Origin of the sequence: Sphingomonas tagetis (assembly GCF_024211275.1) — a bacterium.
GTDB classification, from domain to species: Bacteria; Pseudomonadota; Alphaproteobacteria; order Sphingomonadales; family Sphingomonadaceae; genus Sphingomonas; species Sphingomonas tagetis.
In genome coordinates this window covers 158,526-174,547 of sequence record NZ_JAMLDX010000005.1, presented here as the reverse complement: position 1 = coordinate 174,547, position 16,022 = coordinate 158,526, and the positions used below count along the sequence as shown (strand labels likewise).

General features: G+C 66.9%; 11 protein-coding genes and 2 tRNA genes. 10 read left to right on the top strand and 3 right to left on the bottom strand.

From position 1 onward, the window contains the following. The first annotated feature begins 60 nt into the window (after nt 1–60). From M9978_RS23520 to M9978_RS08925, 4 genes are all read left to right on the top strand, one after another. Nucleotides 61–300, top strand: coding sequence for an alkaline phosphatase PhoX (locus tag M9978_RS23520; protein WP_436977176.1), 240 nt, complete (start codon nt 61–63; stop codon nt 298–300). An 85-nt stretch (nt 301–385) separates the two neighbouring features. Further along, on the top strand, nt 386–958 hold the full coding sequence (locus M9978_RS08935; protein ID WP_254292676.1) for an RNA polymerase sigma factor: 573 nt from the start codon (nt 386–388) through the stop codon (nt 956–958). Continuing rightward, complete coding sequence (locus M9978_RS08930) at nt 907–1,977, top strand: FecR family protein (RefSeq protein ID WP_367305061.1); 1,071 nt, start codon at nt 907–909, stop codon at nt 1,975–1,977. Before M9978_RS08935 ends, M9978_RS08930 begins: the two co-directional genes overlap by 52 nt. Nucleotides 1,978–2,079: 102 nt before the next feature. Then, the gene (locus M9978_RS08925; RefSeq protein WP_254292674.1) at nt 2,080–5,412 is read left to right on the top strand and encodes a TonB-dependent receptor; all 3,333 of its coding nucleotides are present in this window, start codon (nt 2,080–2,082) and stop codon (nt 5,410–5,412) included. A 295-nt stretch (nt 5,413–5,707) separates the two neighbouring features. On the opposite strand, the gene M9978_RS08920 is transcribed toward M9978_RS08925, so the two are convergent. After that, nucleotides 5,708–5,793: transfer RNA gene (locus M9978_RS08920), tRNA-Leu, on the bottom strand. Between the two features lie 191 nt (nt 5,794–5,984). Then, nucleotides 5,985–6,060: transfer RNA gene (locus M9978_RS08915), tRNA-Thr, on the bottom strand. A 179-nt stretch (nt 6,061–6,239) separates the two neighbouring features. Between M9978_RS08915 and M9978_RS08910 the strand changes: the two genes are divergently transcribed. From M9978_RS08910 to M9978_RS08885, 6 genes are all read left to right on the top strand, one after another. Then, the gene (locus M9978_RS08910) at nt 6,240–7,529 is read left to right on the top strand and encodes a PAS domain-containing protein (protein ID WP_254292673.1); all 1,290 of its coding nucleotides are present in this window, start codon (nt 6,240–6,242) and stop codon (nt 7,527–7,529) included. Between the two features lie 111 nt (nt 7,530–7,640). Continuing rightward, nucleotides 7,641–12,257, top strand: a complete 4,617-nt coding sequence (locus tag M9978_RS08905; RefSeq protein ID WP_254292672.1) for an NAD-glutamate dehydrogenase — start codon at nt 7,641–7,643, stop codon at nt 12,255–12,257. An 88-nt stretch (nt 12,258–12,345) separates the two neighbouring features. Further along, a complete protein-coding gene (locus M9978_RS08900) occupies nt 12,346–12,990 on the top strand; it encodes a PepSY-associated TM helix domain-containing protein (protein WP_254292671.1) in 645 nt (214 codons plus the stop codon). Between the two features lie 12 nt (nt 12,991–13,002). After that, nucleotides 13,003–13,506: a DUF2271 domain-containing protein gene (locus M9978_RS08895; protein WP_254292670.1), complete on the top strand. Its 504-nt coding sequence runs from the start codon at nt 13,003–13,005 to the stop codon at nt 13,504–13,506. A 15-nt stretch (nt 13,507–13,521) separates the two neighbouring features. Then, a complete protein-coding gene (locus tag M9978_RS08890; RefSeq protein ID WP_254292669.1) occupies nt 13,522–14,352 on the top strand; it encodes a DUF4198 domain-containing protein in 831 nt (276 codons plus the stop codon). 83 nt (nt 14,353–14,435) lie between these two features. Next, nucleotides 14,436–15,332: an FAD:protein FMN transferase gene (locus tag M9978_RS08885; RefSeq protein WP_254292668.1), complete on the top strand. Its 897-nt coding sequence runs from the start codon at nt 14,436–14,438 to the stop codon at nt 15,330–15,332. On the opposite strand, the gene M9978_RS08880 is transcribed toward M9978_RS08885, so the two are convergent. Beyond that, on the bottom strand, nt 15,329–16,012 hold the full coding sequence (locus M9978_RS08880) for a Fe2+-dependent dioxygenase (protein ID WP_254292667.1): 684 nt from the start codon (nt 16,010–16,012) through the stop codon (nt 15,329–15,331). The two genes, M9978_RS08885 and M9978_RS08880, sit on opposite strands and share 4 nt — an antisense overlap. Nucleotides 16,013–16,022 lie beyond the last annotated feature (10 nt).

Below are 16,022 nucleotides of genomic sequence, written 5' to 3'. Positions count from 1 at the left end.
CGCTATTCCCGCGCAATATCCTGGCTATGCCAACCCGACCGGGGATTCGGACACCAGCAGATGCTCGCCCGCCATCCGGGGAGAGGCGGAATCCGCCGCTTCCTCACCGGGCCGAAAGGCTGCGAGATCACCGGCATCACCTGCACGCCCGATGGCCGGATTCTGTTCGTCAACGTCCAGCACCCGTCGGATGGCAGCACATGGCCCAATATAGACGGCGAGACCCGCCCACGGTCCGCGCTAATCGCGATCACGCGAGCGGATGCGGCGGCGTCGGAGGTTGATCATCAGGAAGGGTGACTCAAGACATCTTCGAGTCATTTTGCCGCCGCCTATTTCCATCCGCCCGGTGAGATGTAAAACCGTGCGGGGGAGGATTGGTGAGATGCGCAAAGCACTACCAATTGATTCAGCGTTAGCCTTCGAGCCCAAGGACAGCCTGCTCGAACGCACCTATCGCGCCTATAAGGCGGAGCTCTGCCGCTATATCGAGCGCCAGTTCGGCCTGGGACCGCCTGATGCCGAAGAAGTGGTGCACGCCGCATTCGCCCGCTTCGCCGCGCTGGAGAAGCCGCAGGAAATCGCCAATGCTCGAGCATTCCTCTACGCCTGTTCACGCAACGTCGTGCTCGATTCCCGCCGGCGGGATCGAGTGCGGGACGCGGCGCTCCACGATGAAATCGTGGCGGATCCGGGCGACGAGCCTGCGAACCTGGACATCGAGCGCGTCTTATTGGGGCGGGAGCAACTCGCGATCGTCGAAACCGTGGTTCGCGCTATGGAGGCGAAGCGACGGAAAGTGTTCGTCATGCATGCCGTTCACGAGATGCGCTATGTCGAAATCGCGCGGGAGATGTGCATCTCGGAGGCGCGCGTCCGGCAGCTCATGGCGTCGGCACTGGCGGAATGTCAAAAAGCGCTAGACGCATCCTCCCTCGCCGGAAGCTTGGATCGATAGCCGCCATGGACAGGACAAGAGACGACATCATCGCCGAGGCGAGCCACTGGGTTGCGGAAAACCAAAGCGGCGAGATGACCGCCGAACGACGTGAGGCCTTAGAAATTTGGCTGCACGAGCATCCCGACCATGCAAAGGCATTCCGCGACATGGAAACGCTCATGGCGAGCGTCGCGGGGCTTCGCTCGCTGGGCGATCTGGAGCCAAGGCCGATGGCGCCGCTTGCGGCGCCGCGCAACCGGCGCTCAGCCATCGCCTATATCGGCGGTTCGCGGCCAGGGCGCATCGCGCTATCGGCAATCGCCGCGTCGCTTGCCGTGATGCTTCTCCTACCCATCCTGCTGCCGCGGGCCGAGACGGACATCAGCACCACCGTTGCGGAAATTCGGCTGCTCAAGCTTGCCGATGGCACCCGCGTCACACTGGGGCCGAAAAGCCGGATAAGAACGAGCGTGGCGGGAAGCGAGCGCTACGCCGAGCTCATTTATGGCGAGGCCTTTTTCGAGGTCGCACATGATCGGAGCAGGCCGTTCCTCGTGAACGCCGGTGATACAAGCGTGCGTGTGCTGGGCACGAGGTTCGACGTCAACCGAGGCGTCGACCGCGTCAGCACCACCGTGCTCGATGGCGTCGTGCAGGTCAGGGAGGAGGCTCCCTTGTTCGGCTCCGGACCCCGCCATGTCCTCGGCGCCTTCCAGCAGGTGGAGACAAAGGCCGACGTTGCGCTATTCGACGCGCGATCGGCGTCGGGCGTTGTCAAAGTGGATGTCCCGCCCGGCGAATGGCGAGAAGGCCGCCTCACTTACGCCAACGCCAGGCTCGCGGACGTGGTCGACGATCTCAACCGCTATTATGCGCCCGGCGTCAGGATCGAAGACCCGAAGCTGGCCGACGCACGCATCGCCACCACCTTCATGCGCGACGATCTCGAAGCCTTTTTCGCCAATCTGCCGCTGATCCTCCCCGTGAAGATCGGCAGGGATTCGACCGGCGAGGTGACCATCAGCGCCAAAAAATGAGCGCCGGAACGACATTCTTCTGACAACGCCCTTCGATCGCCACCCCTTCGTCCGTCTTAGTCGGCAATCCTGACAACAACGGATGCAAAAAGGGGGGGGACTATGCCTAATTCCAAGCTCAAGATTCTTGCGCTCTCGCTTGTCGCGCAGGTTTCGATCGGCGCCTTGACCGCACCGGCCGTCGCAAGGGACAGCCATCGCTCCTTTTCAATTCCCGCCCAACCGCTGGCCACCGCTATCATCGCCTATTCGCGTCAGTCGGGCGTAGCCGTGCTCGCGCCGATGAACTTGCTGGCGGGCAAGACGGCGCCGGCGGTGCGCGGCCAGATGCCCGCGGCGAATGCGCTGGAGATTCTGCTCGATGGAAGCGGGTTGCGGCCCATTGCCGGTCCGAAAGGCGGGATCGTGCTCGCCAAGATCAGTGCCGCCAGCATGAGCCGGCCGGTCGCTGTCGTGCAGGTTCGCGACACCCCCCCTTCGCCGGCACGGTTGGCACCCGCCCCCGCACCGGCAAGTCCGGCCCCGATCGCGGAGGTTCCGGAGCAGGAGATCGTCGTTACCGGATCGATCATCCGCGGCACGCGCGAGGACGCCCTCCTTCCGGTGAACGTGATCGGCGGCGACGAACTCCAGAAACAAGGCGCACCGTCAGCTGTCGAACTGCTGAAGGCGCTGCCCACCTCCAGCGGCGTGCTGGGCGACTCAAATCCCTATGACAGCCGTTCCCAGGGCGCGGAGGGCATCGCCACGGCCAATCTGCGCGGACTGAGCCCGCAGCGCACGCTGGTCCTGCTGAACAACAAGCGCCTCGTGACGTCAGGCAACAGCGTGCCCGCAGTCGATCTCAATCTGATCCCGACCGCCGCCATCGGCAGGATCGAAATATTGAAAGATGGTGCAGCGGCGACCTACGGCTCCGACGCGATCGCGGGCGTTCTCAACTTCATCACCCGGACCGACCAGCAGGGTTTCCGTGCCTCGGCCGGCTACAAGCATGTAATGGGGACCGACGGCGATATCGATGCGTCGATAAGCTATGGTCATATCGGCAGCAATTTCCGCATCCTGGCTGCGGTCGGCTACAACAAGCGGAGCGAGTTGCTGGCCAGCGATCGCGACTTCGCGATCCGCCCCTATCTCGAAAACCCTCAGGGCGGCTGGACCGGCGGCGGAAATCCCTCGACCTTCCTCGCCGTCAATGCGGCCGGCGCCCCCGTCACCGCCGCCATGCCGGACAGCAGCTGCGCAGCCCTTGGCGGGTTCGTCGGCGCCAACAGCCGATGCTATAATCAATATACCCCCTTCGTATCGCTCACCGATCTCGAACGACGGTGGACGGCCTTTGTCGATGCGGAAGTGGATATCGCAGCCGACACCAAGTTCACCGTGAGCGCGCTGTACGGCCACAGCGATGTCCCGCATTCGCGCAACGCGCCTTCACGCCTGCTCACGCAGCAACCATCGCTGGTGGCGTTCGGCGGAACCAATCCGGCGCCCGGCGTGATCGGATCGTATGTTCCGGAGACCAACCCCGGCTTCATCGCCTATCGTGCGGCCAACCCCGGCGCGCTGCCGGCAACCGCGACGGGGGCGGTGTTTCCGCTGCTGCTGTTCCGGCCATATATGGCTGGCGGCAATCCCGTGCGGCTCGACGAACCCGGTGCGCCGGGCGCGGGACGCGGCCAACGCCTGTCCGAATCCATGCGCGCGACAGCAGAGCTGACCGGCAAGATCAGTTCGGACATCAGCTATAGCGTATCGGCCACCTATCACGACTATCACCGCTACGTTGACGATTATGATTCGTTCGGCGACCGCGTTCAGCTCGCACTACGCGGATTTGGCGGCCCCAGCTGCAACATCGCGGCGAATACGCCGGGACAGAATGGCTGTCTGTGGCTGAACCCCTTTGGCAATGCCGTGACCGCGGGCGCGGTCAACGGCACGACCAATCCGCAAGGCAGCGCCGCGCTCGCGAACAGCCGGGCGCTGACCGACTGGTTCTATGTCAAGGCGACGACGGTCGTGGACAGCCGTCTGGCCGTGTTTGACGCAAATCTCAGCGGGCTTTCGGGCATCACACTTCCGGGTGGCGAGATCCGCTTCGGCGTGGGCGCGCAATATCGCCACTCCTGGTTGGACAAGCGCTACGGCGCCAACAACAATCTGGCGACCACGCCCTGCCGCGACACGCCGATCACGGGCAACACCAACCCGGCGGCGTGCGCGCCGCTGGCTGGAACGACGCCCAGCCCGGCGAATGGCGCCCTCGCTTTCATCGGATCGAATGTGAACACGTCGCTCGACGGTGGCGTGAAGGCGATCTTCGCGGAAGTTCAACTTCCGGTGATCGAAAGCGTGGATGTCCAGGCGGCGCTTCGTTACGAGGATTATGGCGGCAATGTCGGGTCCACCACCAATCCGCAAATCCGCGCACGCTGGCAGGCGACACCTTGGCTGGCTTTCCGTGGCGGCTACGCCACCACCTTCCGCGGTCCGGTGCTCGACACCATTACGGGCGACTTCATCACGACGCTGCAGCTGATCGGATCGACTTTCAAGCCGGTGGACGTGTTCGGCAATCCTTCGCTCAAGCCTGAAAGCGCGACGAACTATTCGGCCGGGATGCTTTTCAAATTCTCGGGCTTCAACGCGAGCATCGACTATTTCCGGTACGAGATAAGCGATGTGATTGTCAGCGATCCGTTGGGCGCGATGGTATCGACCTTGTTCCCGACCGGAAGTCCGAACCAGTGCGCCATCCATCCCGCTCTGGCGGCGCGCTTCACCTTCACGACGCCGGGCTGCACCGCCGCGACGACGGGGAACGACGTTTCACGCGTCCGCACGCAATATCAAAATGGGGCGACGCTGATGTCGGACGGCATCGATCTCAGCCTCAACTACCGGAACAACGATCTGCTGGGCAATGGCGTGAGATTCGGCATCGGCGTGGATGCCACCCGCACGCTTCACAACAAGTTCAGCGATATCCTCGTTGACGGCGTAACGGTACAGCGGGCTTTCGATGGCGTCGGGCTGCTCAACTATCAGTCCACCCTCTATCCCGTCCCGAAGTGGAAAGGCCAGGCCTATGTCGATCTGGGCAAGGGGGCGATCGATACGCGTTTCACCGTCAACTACACCGGCGGTCTTCATGACCAGCGGTTCGACACACGCGCCGGACCCTATGCGCCCGACCGCACGGTTTCCGCAGCCGGCACCTCGCTACTGCAAGGCGCTGACATCGGCGACTTTATATCCGTCGATTTCAACCTGCAGGCCCGGCTTCCGTGGAACGTCGTTCTGGCCGCAACCGTGTTCAACATTTTCAATGTCGATCCGCCGTTCGCCAGGGAAGATCTCAACTATGAGCCCTTTATCGGCAATCCCTATGGGCGGATGGTAAGGGTCAGCCTCTCCACCGAGTTCTAACTACAAGCTCGGTATGACGTCATGAGGCGGGTGCGCGGATAAGTTAAAGCGTCCGAGATTGACCCGCCCCACCGGCCAGCCAGCAGCGCCAGTCATCGGCTGACGCCGACCCGGCTCGGCTTGTGCGCGATCATGCGGGCCTCGATTCTGCGACGTGGATCGGGGCCCAGAAAAGGCCCCCACGACCCTCCGAATGGAGGCGAACGATGGCGAATAAGCCCGGACGACGCGTGCTCATTCATGGCGAATTTCTGCGGCTTTCTTAACCTGCGGCGGCCATCCGCGAACAGGAAAATGGTGCCAGAGAAGAATCGAACCTCCACGGCCTTGCGACCGCCAGCACCTGAAGCTGGTGCGTCTGCCAATTCCGCCATCTTGGGCACGGGGTAGGCGAGCGCCTCTACGGATGCCCCATTGCGCTGTCGACCGCTCCAAGGCGCTATTCCCGCGCATATCCTTGAAATGGGGCTGCTACCTGCACGCCGTGCCGAGAAACGCTGCGCGGGGCGCAAACGCGTATCCAGCCGAACCCACGCCCGGCCGCAACTCACGCGTTTTCCTGACAAAAGGAATGGTGCCGCTTACAGGACTCGAACCTGTGACCCCCGCATTACGAATGCGATGCTCTACCAACTGAGCTAAAGCGGCGCGCCCGGCGATACGCCGCCGGGAAGGTGGCGGCGCTTACCAGCCTCTCCCCTAGCTGACAAGCGTTGCCGATCGGTTGACGGCGGATCATCTTCGCGGCGCGGCTTTACGCAACATTTACCATGCCATGCGCAGACTCGGCAGGTTCGAGGGCAAAGGCCCTCATGTGGAGCATGCGCATGGATACCGCCCGCGGACTCGACGACCGCATCGACACCGGCCCGTATGATTCCGGCGCCGACGATTCGGGTGTCTCCGAACCCCGGCTCGACATCGGCACCGACGAGCGCCGCATGCATGTGCGCGCATACAACCACTGGGTGTCGCTGCTGCGCGGTCGCGCCTATCCGTCGATCGAGGATCTCGACCCGGAAAGCATCGTCGATTTCGGCCCGCACAGCGTGCTGCTCGATTTCACCGGCGGGATCGACAATCCCGCGATCCGCTATCTCGGCCCATCGCTGCGCGACGAATGCGGCGTCACCAGCGAGATCACGCATGTCGCCGAAGTGCCCAGCCGCTCGCTGCTGTCGCGCCTGACCGACCATTATCTGCAGATCATCGCCAACCGCGCGCCGATCGGCTTCGAGGCCGAGTTCGTCGGCCAGCGCGGGCACAACACGCTCTATCGCGGCATCCTGATGCCCTATTCGTCGGACGAGGACACGATCGACTTCATCTATGGCGTGATCAACTGGAAGGAGATGGTCGACGCCGCGACTCAGGCGAAGCTCGAGCGCGAGGTCGAGGAAGCGCGCCGCGCCGCGCCGCCGGCCGCGCCCGCTTCGCCAGTCTGGGCCGATGGGCCGAGCGCCGGCATCGCGAGCGAATCGGCCGAGCCCGAAATTCCCCATGACGACATCGTCGTGCCGCCGCACGGCGCCGAGACGCTGGCAGGCCGGCTGATGCTGGCGCGCGAGAGCGCCGCCGCCGCGCGCGCAGCCGACACGCGCAGCCGCGCCTCGCTCTATCGCGCGCTTGCCCGCGCCTATGATTTCGCGCGCGCCGCCGAAGGCGATGCGGCGCAATATGCCGCGCTGCTGCAGGAAGCCGGGATCACCGTGCAGGCGCGCGCGCCGATGACGGCGGCCGCCAAGCTCGTGTTCGGCGCCGGCTATGACAAGACGCGGCTGACCGAGTTCGCCGCGGTGATGACTCACGCGCGCCGCCACGACGTGCCCGAAGGCGGGCTCGACGCCTACCTCACCGCCGAGCCCGGCGGGATCAAGGCGATCGTCCAGGCCGAGCGGGCGCTGCGCAAGCCCGCCGTCCAGCCCGGCCTGTTCGAGCGCGCGCGCGCCGAATTGCTCAGCCGACCGCCGCTCGCGCATGTCGCGATCGAGGCGGGGACCAGCGAGTTCGTGCTGTTGCTCGCGCGCGCCGGAAATGACGGCATGCTCGACATCGTGGCGAAGCTCGACGACGATCCCGCGCTGGCCGAACGCGCGATGCGCCGCGCCGCCGCCTGACGCGCATGCTGCGCATGCTGCGCAGCATGCGCTGCAATATAGTCACACCGGATACTTTTTACCCGACGCACCCCTTGAGCCTTGCGGCGCGCACGGGCATAGCGCGGCGCCATGAGCAAGACGCCGATCAAGTCGCTCGCCGAGGCGCTGCAGAGCCGCCTCACCGATGGAGCCCTGCCGGGCGAGCTTGAGGGGTTCGGCGAGGCCGAATGCACCGCCGCCGCCCGCTTCGTGGCCGAGACCGCGGCGACTCGCGCGCCCGGCACGCCTGGGATCGCGCTCGAATCCGGACTCGACGGCGACAGCCGCACGATGCGGCTGGCGGTGGTCAATGACGACATGCCGTTCCTGGTCGATTCGATCTCGGCGGCGATCGCCGCGCACGACATTCCGATCCGCCGCGTGATCCACCCGGTCGTCGCGGTCGAGCGCAAGGGCGACGGCTCGCTCGCGGGGATCGGCAGCGGCGGGCTCAAGGAATCGATGGTCTATATCGAGATGGAGCGAGCCGACGCGCGCGACCGCTCGGGGTTGGTCCGCGATCTCGAACGCAATCTCGGCCATGTCCGCGCCGCCGTCACCGACTGGCCCGAACTGCGCCGCGCGATGAGCGAGGACGCCAACCGCATCGCCGATCCCGAGGGCGCGGCGCTGCTGCGCTGGTTCCAGGGCGGCAGCATGACGCTGGTCGGCCATGAGAAATGGAGCCGCGACAGCGGCATCACCGAATCCGCCGGCATCTGCCGCGAAAAGCTCGCCGCGCCGATCCTCGCCGAATCCTCGCGCCAGCTCGCGGTCGAATGGTTCGAGGCGGGCGGTCAGCCGCCCTTGCTGCTCAAGTCGAACCTGATCTCGACCGTCCATCGCCGTGCGCCGCTCGACCTCGTCATCGTGCCGCTGCGCGACGGCCCCAGCATCACCGGCCTGTCGATCCATGCCGGGCTGTGGACCAGCGCCGCGCTGCATGCCGCGCCCGAGGAAGTCCCGGTGCTGCGCTCGCGCATCGCTGCGCTCGAGGCGAAGTTCGGCTTCGACCCGCGCGGCCATACCGGCAAGGCGCTGGCGCATGCGCTGACCGGGCTGCCGCACGATCTCACCACCGGCTTCCCGGCCGAGGCGCTTGAGCAGATCGCGCTGACCGCGATGTCGGTGACCGACCGGCCACGGCCCAAGCTGGTGCTGATCCGCAGCGCGCTCGGCCGGCATTTGTTCGCGTTCGTGTGGCTGCCGCGTGACGATGTGTCGACCGGGCGCCGCGTTGCGATCGGCGAGATGCTCGAGCGCGCCGCCAATGCCAGCGAGCTGTCCTGGTCGATCGCGCTCGACGACGGGCCAGTCGCCCTGCTGCGCTACACGCTCGACCTGCGCGGCGAGGGCCGCATGCCCGACGCCGCGGCGCTCGACGACGAGCTTCAGCGGATGGTGCGCGGCTGGCTGCCCGCGGTCGAGGCGTCGCTGATGGAGAGCGGCATCGCCGCGACCCGCGCCACCCGGCTAGCGCTGCGCTATGCCGGCGCCTTCCCGTTCGGCTACCGCAATTCGAGCCCGGCCGAGGAAGCCGCGCGCGACATCGTGCGCATTGCCGGATTGTCCGATGCCGGCGCGCGATCGGTGCGCATCTTCGAGCAGGCGGGCAAGCTGCGCATCAAGCTCTATCGCCTCGGCGGACCGCTGCCGCTGTCCGACGCGGTGCCGGTGTTCGAGAATTTCGGATTCCGTGTGATCGAGGAAGTGCCGACCGCGCTCCCCGGCGATCCGGGGGCGTATCTGCACGATTTCGAAGTGACGCTGGCCAATGGCGGTGGGCTCAAGGGCGAAGTCGCCATCGTCGAGGACGCCATCGCCGCGGTGCTGGAAGGCCGCGCCGAAAATGACGCGTTCAACCGGCTGATCGTCGAGGCGGGGCTCGCCCCCGCGTCCGTGGTCCTGCTGCGCGCCTGGTTCCGCTATCTGCGCCAGGCCGGACTGCCCTATGGCCTCGTCACCGTGGTCGAGGCGCTGCGCCGCGCGCCCGCGGTCGCCACCGCTTTGGTCGAGCGCTTCGCCGCCGCGCACGATCCGGCGCGGACCAAGGCCAGCGAGGACGCGGTCAAGGCCGCCGACACCGCCATCGCCGCCGGACTCGACGCGGTCAGCGGGCTCGACGACGACCGCATCCTGCGCGCCATTGCCGGGGTGATCCGCGCGACGCTGCGCACCAACGCCTTCGCCCCCGCCGCGGCCGAGGCGCTGGCGTTCAAGCTCGACAGCGCGAAGGTGCCCGGCCTCCCCGCCCCGCTGCCCTGGCGCGAAATCTGGGTGTACAGCCCGCGCGTCGAAGGCATCCACCTGCGCGCCGGTCCGGTCGCGCGCGGCGGGCTGCGCTGGTCCGACCGCCGCGACGACTTCCGCACCGAGATCCTCGGCCTGATGAAGGCGCAGCGCGTCAAGAACGCCGTCATCGTGCCGACCGGCGCGAAGGGTGGCTTCTATCCCAAGAACCTGCCCAGCCCCGCGCTCGACCGCGACGCATGGTTCGAGGAGGGCAAGGAAAGCTACCGCGTCTTCATCCGCTCATTGCTGTCGGTCACCGACAACATCGTCAGCGGCAAGGTCGTGCACCCCAGGGATGTCGTCATCCATGACGGCGAGGACCCGTATTTCGTGGTCGCCGCCGACAAGGGCACCGCGACCTTCAGCGACGTCGCCAATGCGATCGCGATCGAGCGCGGCTTCTGGCTCGGCGACGCCTTCGCCAGCGGCGGCTCGGTCGGTTACGATCACAAGGCGATGGGCATCACTGCCAAAGGCGCATGGGTCAGCGTCCAGCGCCACTTCCTCGAAATGGGCACCGACGTCCAGACCGAGAGCATCCGCGTCGCTGGCTGCGGCGACATGTCGGGCGACGTGTTCGGCAACGGCATGCTGCTGTCCAAGGCGATCAAGCTGGTCGCGGCGTTCGACCACCGCCACATCTTCCTCGATCCCGATCCCGACCCGGCGCGCAGCTGGGCCGAGCGCAGCCGCATGTTCGATCTGCCACGGTCGAGTTGGGCGGACTATGATCCCGCGCTGATCTCCAAGGGTGGCGGCGTGTTCGCGCGCACCGAGAAGGTGATCAAGCTCTCGCCCGAAATCCGCGCGGTGCTGGGCATCGAGGCGGAGGAGATCGAGCCGGGCGCGCTGATCTCGGCGATCCTCAGGGCGCCGGTCGACCTGATCTGGTTCGGCGGCATCGGCACCTATGTGAAGGCCGCATCCGAAGCGCATGTCGAGGTCGGCGATCCCGCCAACGACCGCCTGCGCGTCAATGCCGAGGAGATGCGCGCGCGCGCGATCGGCGAGGGCGCGAACCTTGGCGTCACGCAGGCGGCGCGCATCGCCTTTTCGATGCGCGGCGGTCGGCTCAACACCGACTTCATCGACAATTCGGCCGGCGTCGATTGCTCGGACAACGAGGTCAACATCAAGATCGCGCTCAACCGCGAGGTGATCGAAGGCCGGCTGGAGATGGAGGCGCGCAACACGCTGCTCGCCTCGATGACCGACGACGTCGCGCATCTCGTGCTGGAGGATAATCGCCTCCAGACGCTCGCGCTGTCGTTCCTCGAAAATGACGGGCCGGTCGCGGTGCCGAGCTTCGTGCGGCTGACCGAGATCCTCGAAGCCTCGGGCCGGCTCGACCGCGCGGTCGAGGGGCTGGCGAGCAACGAGGAATTCCTGCGCCGCGCGCAGGATGGCCGCGGCCTCACCCGGCCCGAGCTCGCCGTGCTGCTCGCGACCTCGAAGCTCGCGCTGCAGGACGCGATCGAGGATGGCGATCTGGGTACCGACCCCGAGCTGCTGCCCGACCTGCTCGCCGCCTTCCCTTCGGCGATGCAGACCAAGTTCCGCAAGGCGATCGAGGACCATCGCCTGCGCGGCGAGATCGTCGCGACCAAGCTCGCCAACCGCATCGTCAACCGGCTCGGCGTGCTGCACCCGTTCGAGCTGGCCGAAGAGGAAGGCGCCGCGTTGCGCGACATCGCGGCGATGTTTGTCGTCGCCGAGCGGCTGTTCGGCCTGCCCGCGATCTGGCAGGCGATCGAGACCGCGCCGATCAGCGAAGGCGCCCGCCTCGCGCTACTCGACGAGGTGGCGGTCGCCACCCGCTCGCAGATCGCCGACCTGCTGCGCGTCTGCCGTCCCGGCGACGGGCCGGGCGACCTGCTCGCGCGGTTGCAGCCCGGCATCGCCGCGCTCGACCGACAGGCGAAGAAGCTGCTCAAGGAAGAGGCGCGCGCGCAGTCGAGCCGCATCGCCGCCAAGCTCGAGGAAGCCGGCGCGCCGCCCGAGCTCGCCGCCAAGATCGTGCGCATCTTCGAGCTCGACGGCGCGGTCGGACTCGCCGACCTCGGCCAGCGGCGCAAGATCGACGAGACCGAGCTGACTCAGGCCTTCACCCAGCTCGGCCAGGCGCTCGGGCTCGACTGGGCGCAGGCGGTGGCGGCACGCATCGTCGCGGGCGATCCGTGGGAACGGCTGCTGATCGCGGGCCTCGCGCGCGACTTCCAGCAGCTGCGGCTCGAATTCCTCGCGCGCGGCCAGGGCAAGGATCCGCGCGCCGATGTCGATGCCTGGCTCGCCACGCACGGCCCGCGCGTCGCGCAGTTCGCCGCCCTGATCGATCGCGCACGCAAGGCACCCGCGCCCAATGCCGCGATGCTGGCGCAGATCGCGGGACAAGCACGCGTGCTTCTGGGGCGCTGACCGCGCAAAACTGATCGCTCGGCACATTGCAATTGCGAATCGTTCTCGGTAATCCCGCGAACGACTCGCAATTGGAATGCCTTCCCCCATGCACGGAACTGCCCGACCGGCGCCTCGCAAGAAAAGCCGGAAAACGTTCTGGCTGAAACAGCTCCACACCTGGCATTGGGTCAGCTCGGCAGTCAGCCTGATCGGACTACTGCTGTTCGCGGTCACTGGCTTCACGCTCAACCACGCCGCCGAGATCGAAGGCTCGCCGCAGACGATCGAGAAGAAGGCGCAGCTGCCCGCGCCACTGCTCGCCACGATCAAACCCGACGATGCGCCGGACGCGAAAAGGCCGTTGCCCGCCCCGGTTGCAGATTGGGTCGAGACCAATCTCCCGGTCAAACGCGCCACCGCCGCCGCCGAATGGTCCGCTTCGGAAATCTATCTCGCCCTCCCCCGCCCCGGTGGCGACGGCTGGGTCGCGATTGACCGCGAAACCGGCGAAGTCACCAACGAGACCAGCGACCGCGGCTGGATCGCCTGGCTCAACGATCTCCACAAGGGCCGCAACGCCGGCACGGTGTGGAAGTGGTTCATCGACATCTTCGTGCTGGCCTGCGTCGTTTTCTCGCTGACCGGACTCGTCCTCCTCCAGCTCCACGCCCGCCACCGTCCGAGTACCTGGCCGCTGGTCGCAGCCGGCCTCGCCATTCCCGCCATCCTGGCGATCTATTTCATCCACTAGGGGAAACCGCCCATGCAGCTTCGCATCACCGGATTGACCGCCAGCGCGATCGGCGCCGGCCTGTTCGCGCCGGGCCTCGCGCACGCGCAGACGCTCGATATCAGCGTGACGATCCCGCGGCTGACCGTCGCCGAATATCATCGGCCCTATGTGGCGATCTGGCTCGAGCAGGAGGGCGCGGCGCCGAAGACGCTGGCCGTCTGGTACGACGACGACATGAAGGCGAACGAGGGCACCAAATGGCTGCGCGACGTGCGGCAATGGTGGCGCGCCTCGGGCCGCGCGATGAAATTCCCGGCAGCCGGCGTCAGCGGCGCGACCAAAGCACCGGGCACGCACAAGCTCAGTCTCAAGCCGCAGCTCGGCCCCGGCAATTACACGCTGGTCGTCGAGGCCGCACGTGAAGTCGGCGGCCGCGAGCTGGTCCGGCTGCCCTTCTCACTGCCCAAGGGCGGCACCACCCGAGCCGCCGGTTCGTCCGAGCTCGGCGCCGTCGCGCTCACCGTCAAACGCTGACCCGAGGGGAATCACATGAAGCTCCGCAACACGCTGATCGCCGCCGCGGCGATCGCCATCGCCATCCCCGCCACCGTTCAGGCGCACCGCCAATGGATGCTCCCGTCGATGACCGTCGTCTCGGGCGAGGGCGAGGACGTATGGGTCACGGTCGACGCCGCGGTCTCCAACGACCTCTTCTATTTCGAGCATCAGCCGCTGCGCGCCGATGTCAGCGTGCTGCTGCCCGACGGGTCGCCGGGCGAGGTCAAGAACAAGGCGCAGGGCCGCTACCGCACGACCTTCGACGTGCAGATCAGCCAGCGCGGCACCTACAAGATCTGTTATGCGACCGACGGGGTGATCGGCAGCTACAAGCTCAATGGCGAGGAAAAGCGCCTGCCGCGCGGCACCACCACCGCCAATCTCGCCCAGGCGATCCCCGCCGGCGCGACCGATGTCCGCACCAGCGAGAGCAGCAACCGCAACGAGATCTTCGTCACCGCGGGCGAGCCCTCGAACACCGTGTTCAAGCCGACCGGCAAGGGCATCGAGCTCGTGCCCGTCACCCATCCCAACGACCTCGTCATGGGCGAGGACGCGACCCTCCAGTTCCTGCTCGACGGCAAGCCCGCGGCCGGATTGCCGGTCACCGTCATTCCCGGCGGCATCCGCTACCGCGACCAGCTCAGACAGCAGGACCTCAAGACCGGCGCCGACGGCAAGGTCACGATCAAGTGGAGCGATCCCGGCATGACGTGGATCAACGTCACCACCCCGCGCCCCGCCGGTGAGACCGAAGGCCCGCCGGCACCCGGCACCCGCCGCGCCAGCTATGTCACGACGGTCGAGGTGATGGCCCCCTGACGGCCACGATGTTCCCAGCGCGTGTGGCCATCCCGGCCACCTTGTCGCCGGCAGCCTTTCACCGGCGGCGGGCGAACGCGTCTGTGCGCCGGTTCGGCGGTGCGACGATGGGGACGAGCTGGTCGGCGGCGATCGTCGATCCGCCGCACGGCGTCGAGCGCATGATCGCGGCAACGCTCGACGACATCGTCGGCCAGATGAGTCACTGGCAGCCATCGTCGCAGCTCAGCCGCTTCAACGCGGCGGCTGCCGGCGGCTGGCACCGTATCGCGCCTGAATTCGCCGAGGTGATGACGGCCGCGCTCGACATCGCCGCCCGCAGCGGGGGCGCGTTCGATCCGGCGATCGGCGCTGCCGTCGATCTGTGGGGATTCGGCCCGCCCGGTCCCCGGCACGGCATCCCGAGCGATGCGGAGATCGCCGCCGCGCTCGCCGCATCGGGCCATGACGCGGTCGAGTTCGACCCGCTGCTGCTCCGCCTGCGCCGCACCCGCCCCGCCCGGCTCGACCTGTCGGGCATCGCCAAGGGCTATGCGGTCGATGCCGTCGCCGCGATCCTGCGCGCGCTGGGCTGCCGCGATTTCCTGGTCGAGATCGGCGGCGAGCTGACCGGCGCGGGCATTCAACCCGATGGCCAGCCTTGGTGGGTCGATGTCGAAGCGCCGCCGGGCATCGCGATGCTGCCACTGCGCGTCGCGCTCCACGGCCTCGCCATCGCCACCAGCGGCGACTACCGCCGGACATCGGCGCAGGGCAGCCACACGATCGACCCACGCACCGGGCGTCCGTCAGCGAACGGCGTGGCGTCGGTCAGCGTGCTCCACGCCAGTTGCATGCTCGCCGATGCCTGGGCCAGCGCGCTCACGGTGCTGGGGCCAGAGGCGGGCATGGCGCTGGCCGGACGCGAAGGACTCGCGGCGCATGTGCTGACGCCATCCGGGGAGCGGCTGTCGCCAGCCCTTCAGGCGCTGCTTGACTAGGCGTCCGCCCAGCGCCGCAGCAGATTGTGATACACACCGGTCAGCTCGATCACCGACCGGTCCTCACCGCCCAGCTGCCCCGTCAGCCGCTGCACATTCTGGTCGAGGTCGAACAGGATTGAACGCGCGCCATCGTCGCGCACCATCGATTGCAACCAGAAGAAGCTCGCCACCCGCACCCCGCGCGTCACCGGCGTCACATGGTGCAGGCTCGACGAGGGATAGACCACCGCATGCCCCGCGGGCAGCTTCACCTGCTGCACGCCGAACCGGTCCTCGACCACCAGTTCGCCGCCATCATAGGCCGCCGGGTCCTCGAGAAACAGTGTGACCGACAGATCGCTGCGGAGGCGGAAGTCGGTGCCGCGCTGGATGCGGATTGCGTTATCGACATGCGTCCCGAAAGTCTGCCCCTCGCCATAGCGGTTGAACAATGGTGGAAACACCTTGAGCGGCAGCGCCGCCGCGAAGAACAGCGGCGAACGGCCCAGCGCATCGAGCACGATGCCGCCGGCCTCGCGCGCTGCCACGCTGCCCTCGGGCAGCTGCTCGTTGCGTTTGGCCAATGCTGACTGGTGACCCGACGTGGCGTTGCCGTCGATCCAGTCGGCGCCATCGATGATCTGGCGCACCACGCCAACCTGCTTGGCGTCGAGCAGCTCCGGTATCGCGATCATCATGGCATCGGTC

Excerpts from the sequence above, each read along its gene's own strand:
- M9978_RS08930 (WP_367305061.1), top strand. The coding sequence starts at position 907 with ATGTCAAAAAGCGCTAGACGCATCCTCCCTCGCCGGAAGCTTGGATCG.
- M9978_RS08935 (WP_254292676.1), top strand. The coding sequence starts at position 386 with ATGCGCAAAGCACTACCAATTGATTCAGCGTTAGCCTTCGAGCCCAAG.
- M9978_RS23520 (WP_436977176.1), top strand. The coding sequence starts at position 61 with ATGCTCGCCCGCCATCCGGGGAGAGGCGGAATCCGCCGCTTCCTCACC.
- M9978_RS08900 (WP_254292671.1), top strand. The coding sequence starts at position 12,346 with ATGCACGGAACTGCCCGACCGGCGCCTCGCAAGAAAAGCCGGAAAACG.
- M9978_RS08890 (WP_254292669.1), top strand. The coding sequence starts at position 13,522 with ATGAAGCTCCGCAACACGCTGATCGCCGCCGCGGCGATCGCCATCGCC.
- M9978_RS08905 (WP_254292672.1), top strand. The coding sequence starts at position 7,641 with ATGAGCAAGACGCCGATCAAGTCGCTCGCCGAGGCGCTGCAGAGCCGC.
- M9978_RS08910 (WP_254292673.1), top strand. The coding sequence starts at position 6,240 with ATGGATACCGCCCGCGGACTCGACGACCGCATCGACACCGGCCCGTAT.
- M9978_RS08880 (WP_254292667.1), bottom strand. The coding sequence starts at position 16,012 with ATGATGATCGCGATACCGGAGCTGCTCGACGCCAAGCAGGTTGGCGTG.
- M9978_RS08925 (WP_254292674.1), top strand. The coding sequence starts at position 2,080 with ATGCCTAATTCCAAGCTCAAGATTCTTGCGCTCTCGCTTGTCGCGCAG.
- M9978_RS08895 (WP_254292670.1), top strand. The coding sequence starts at position 13,003 with ATGCAGCTTCGCATCACCGGATTGACCGCCAGCGCGATCGGCGCCGGC.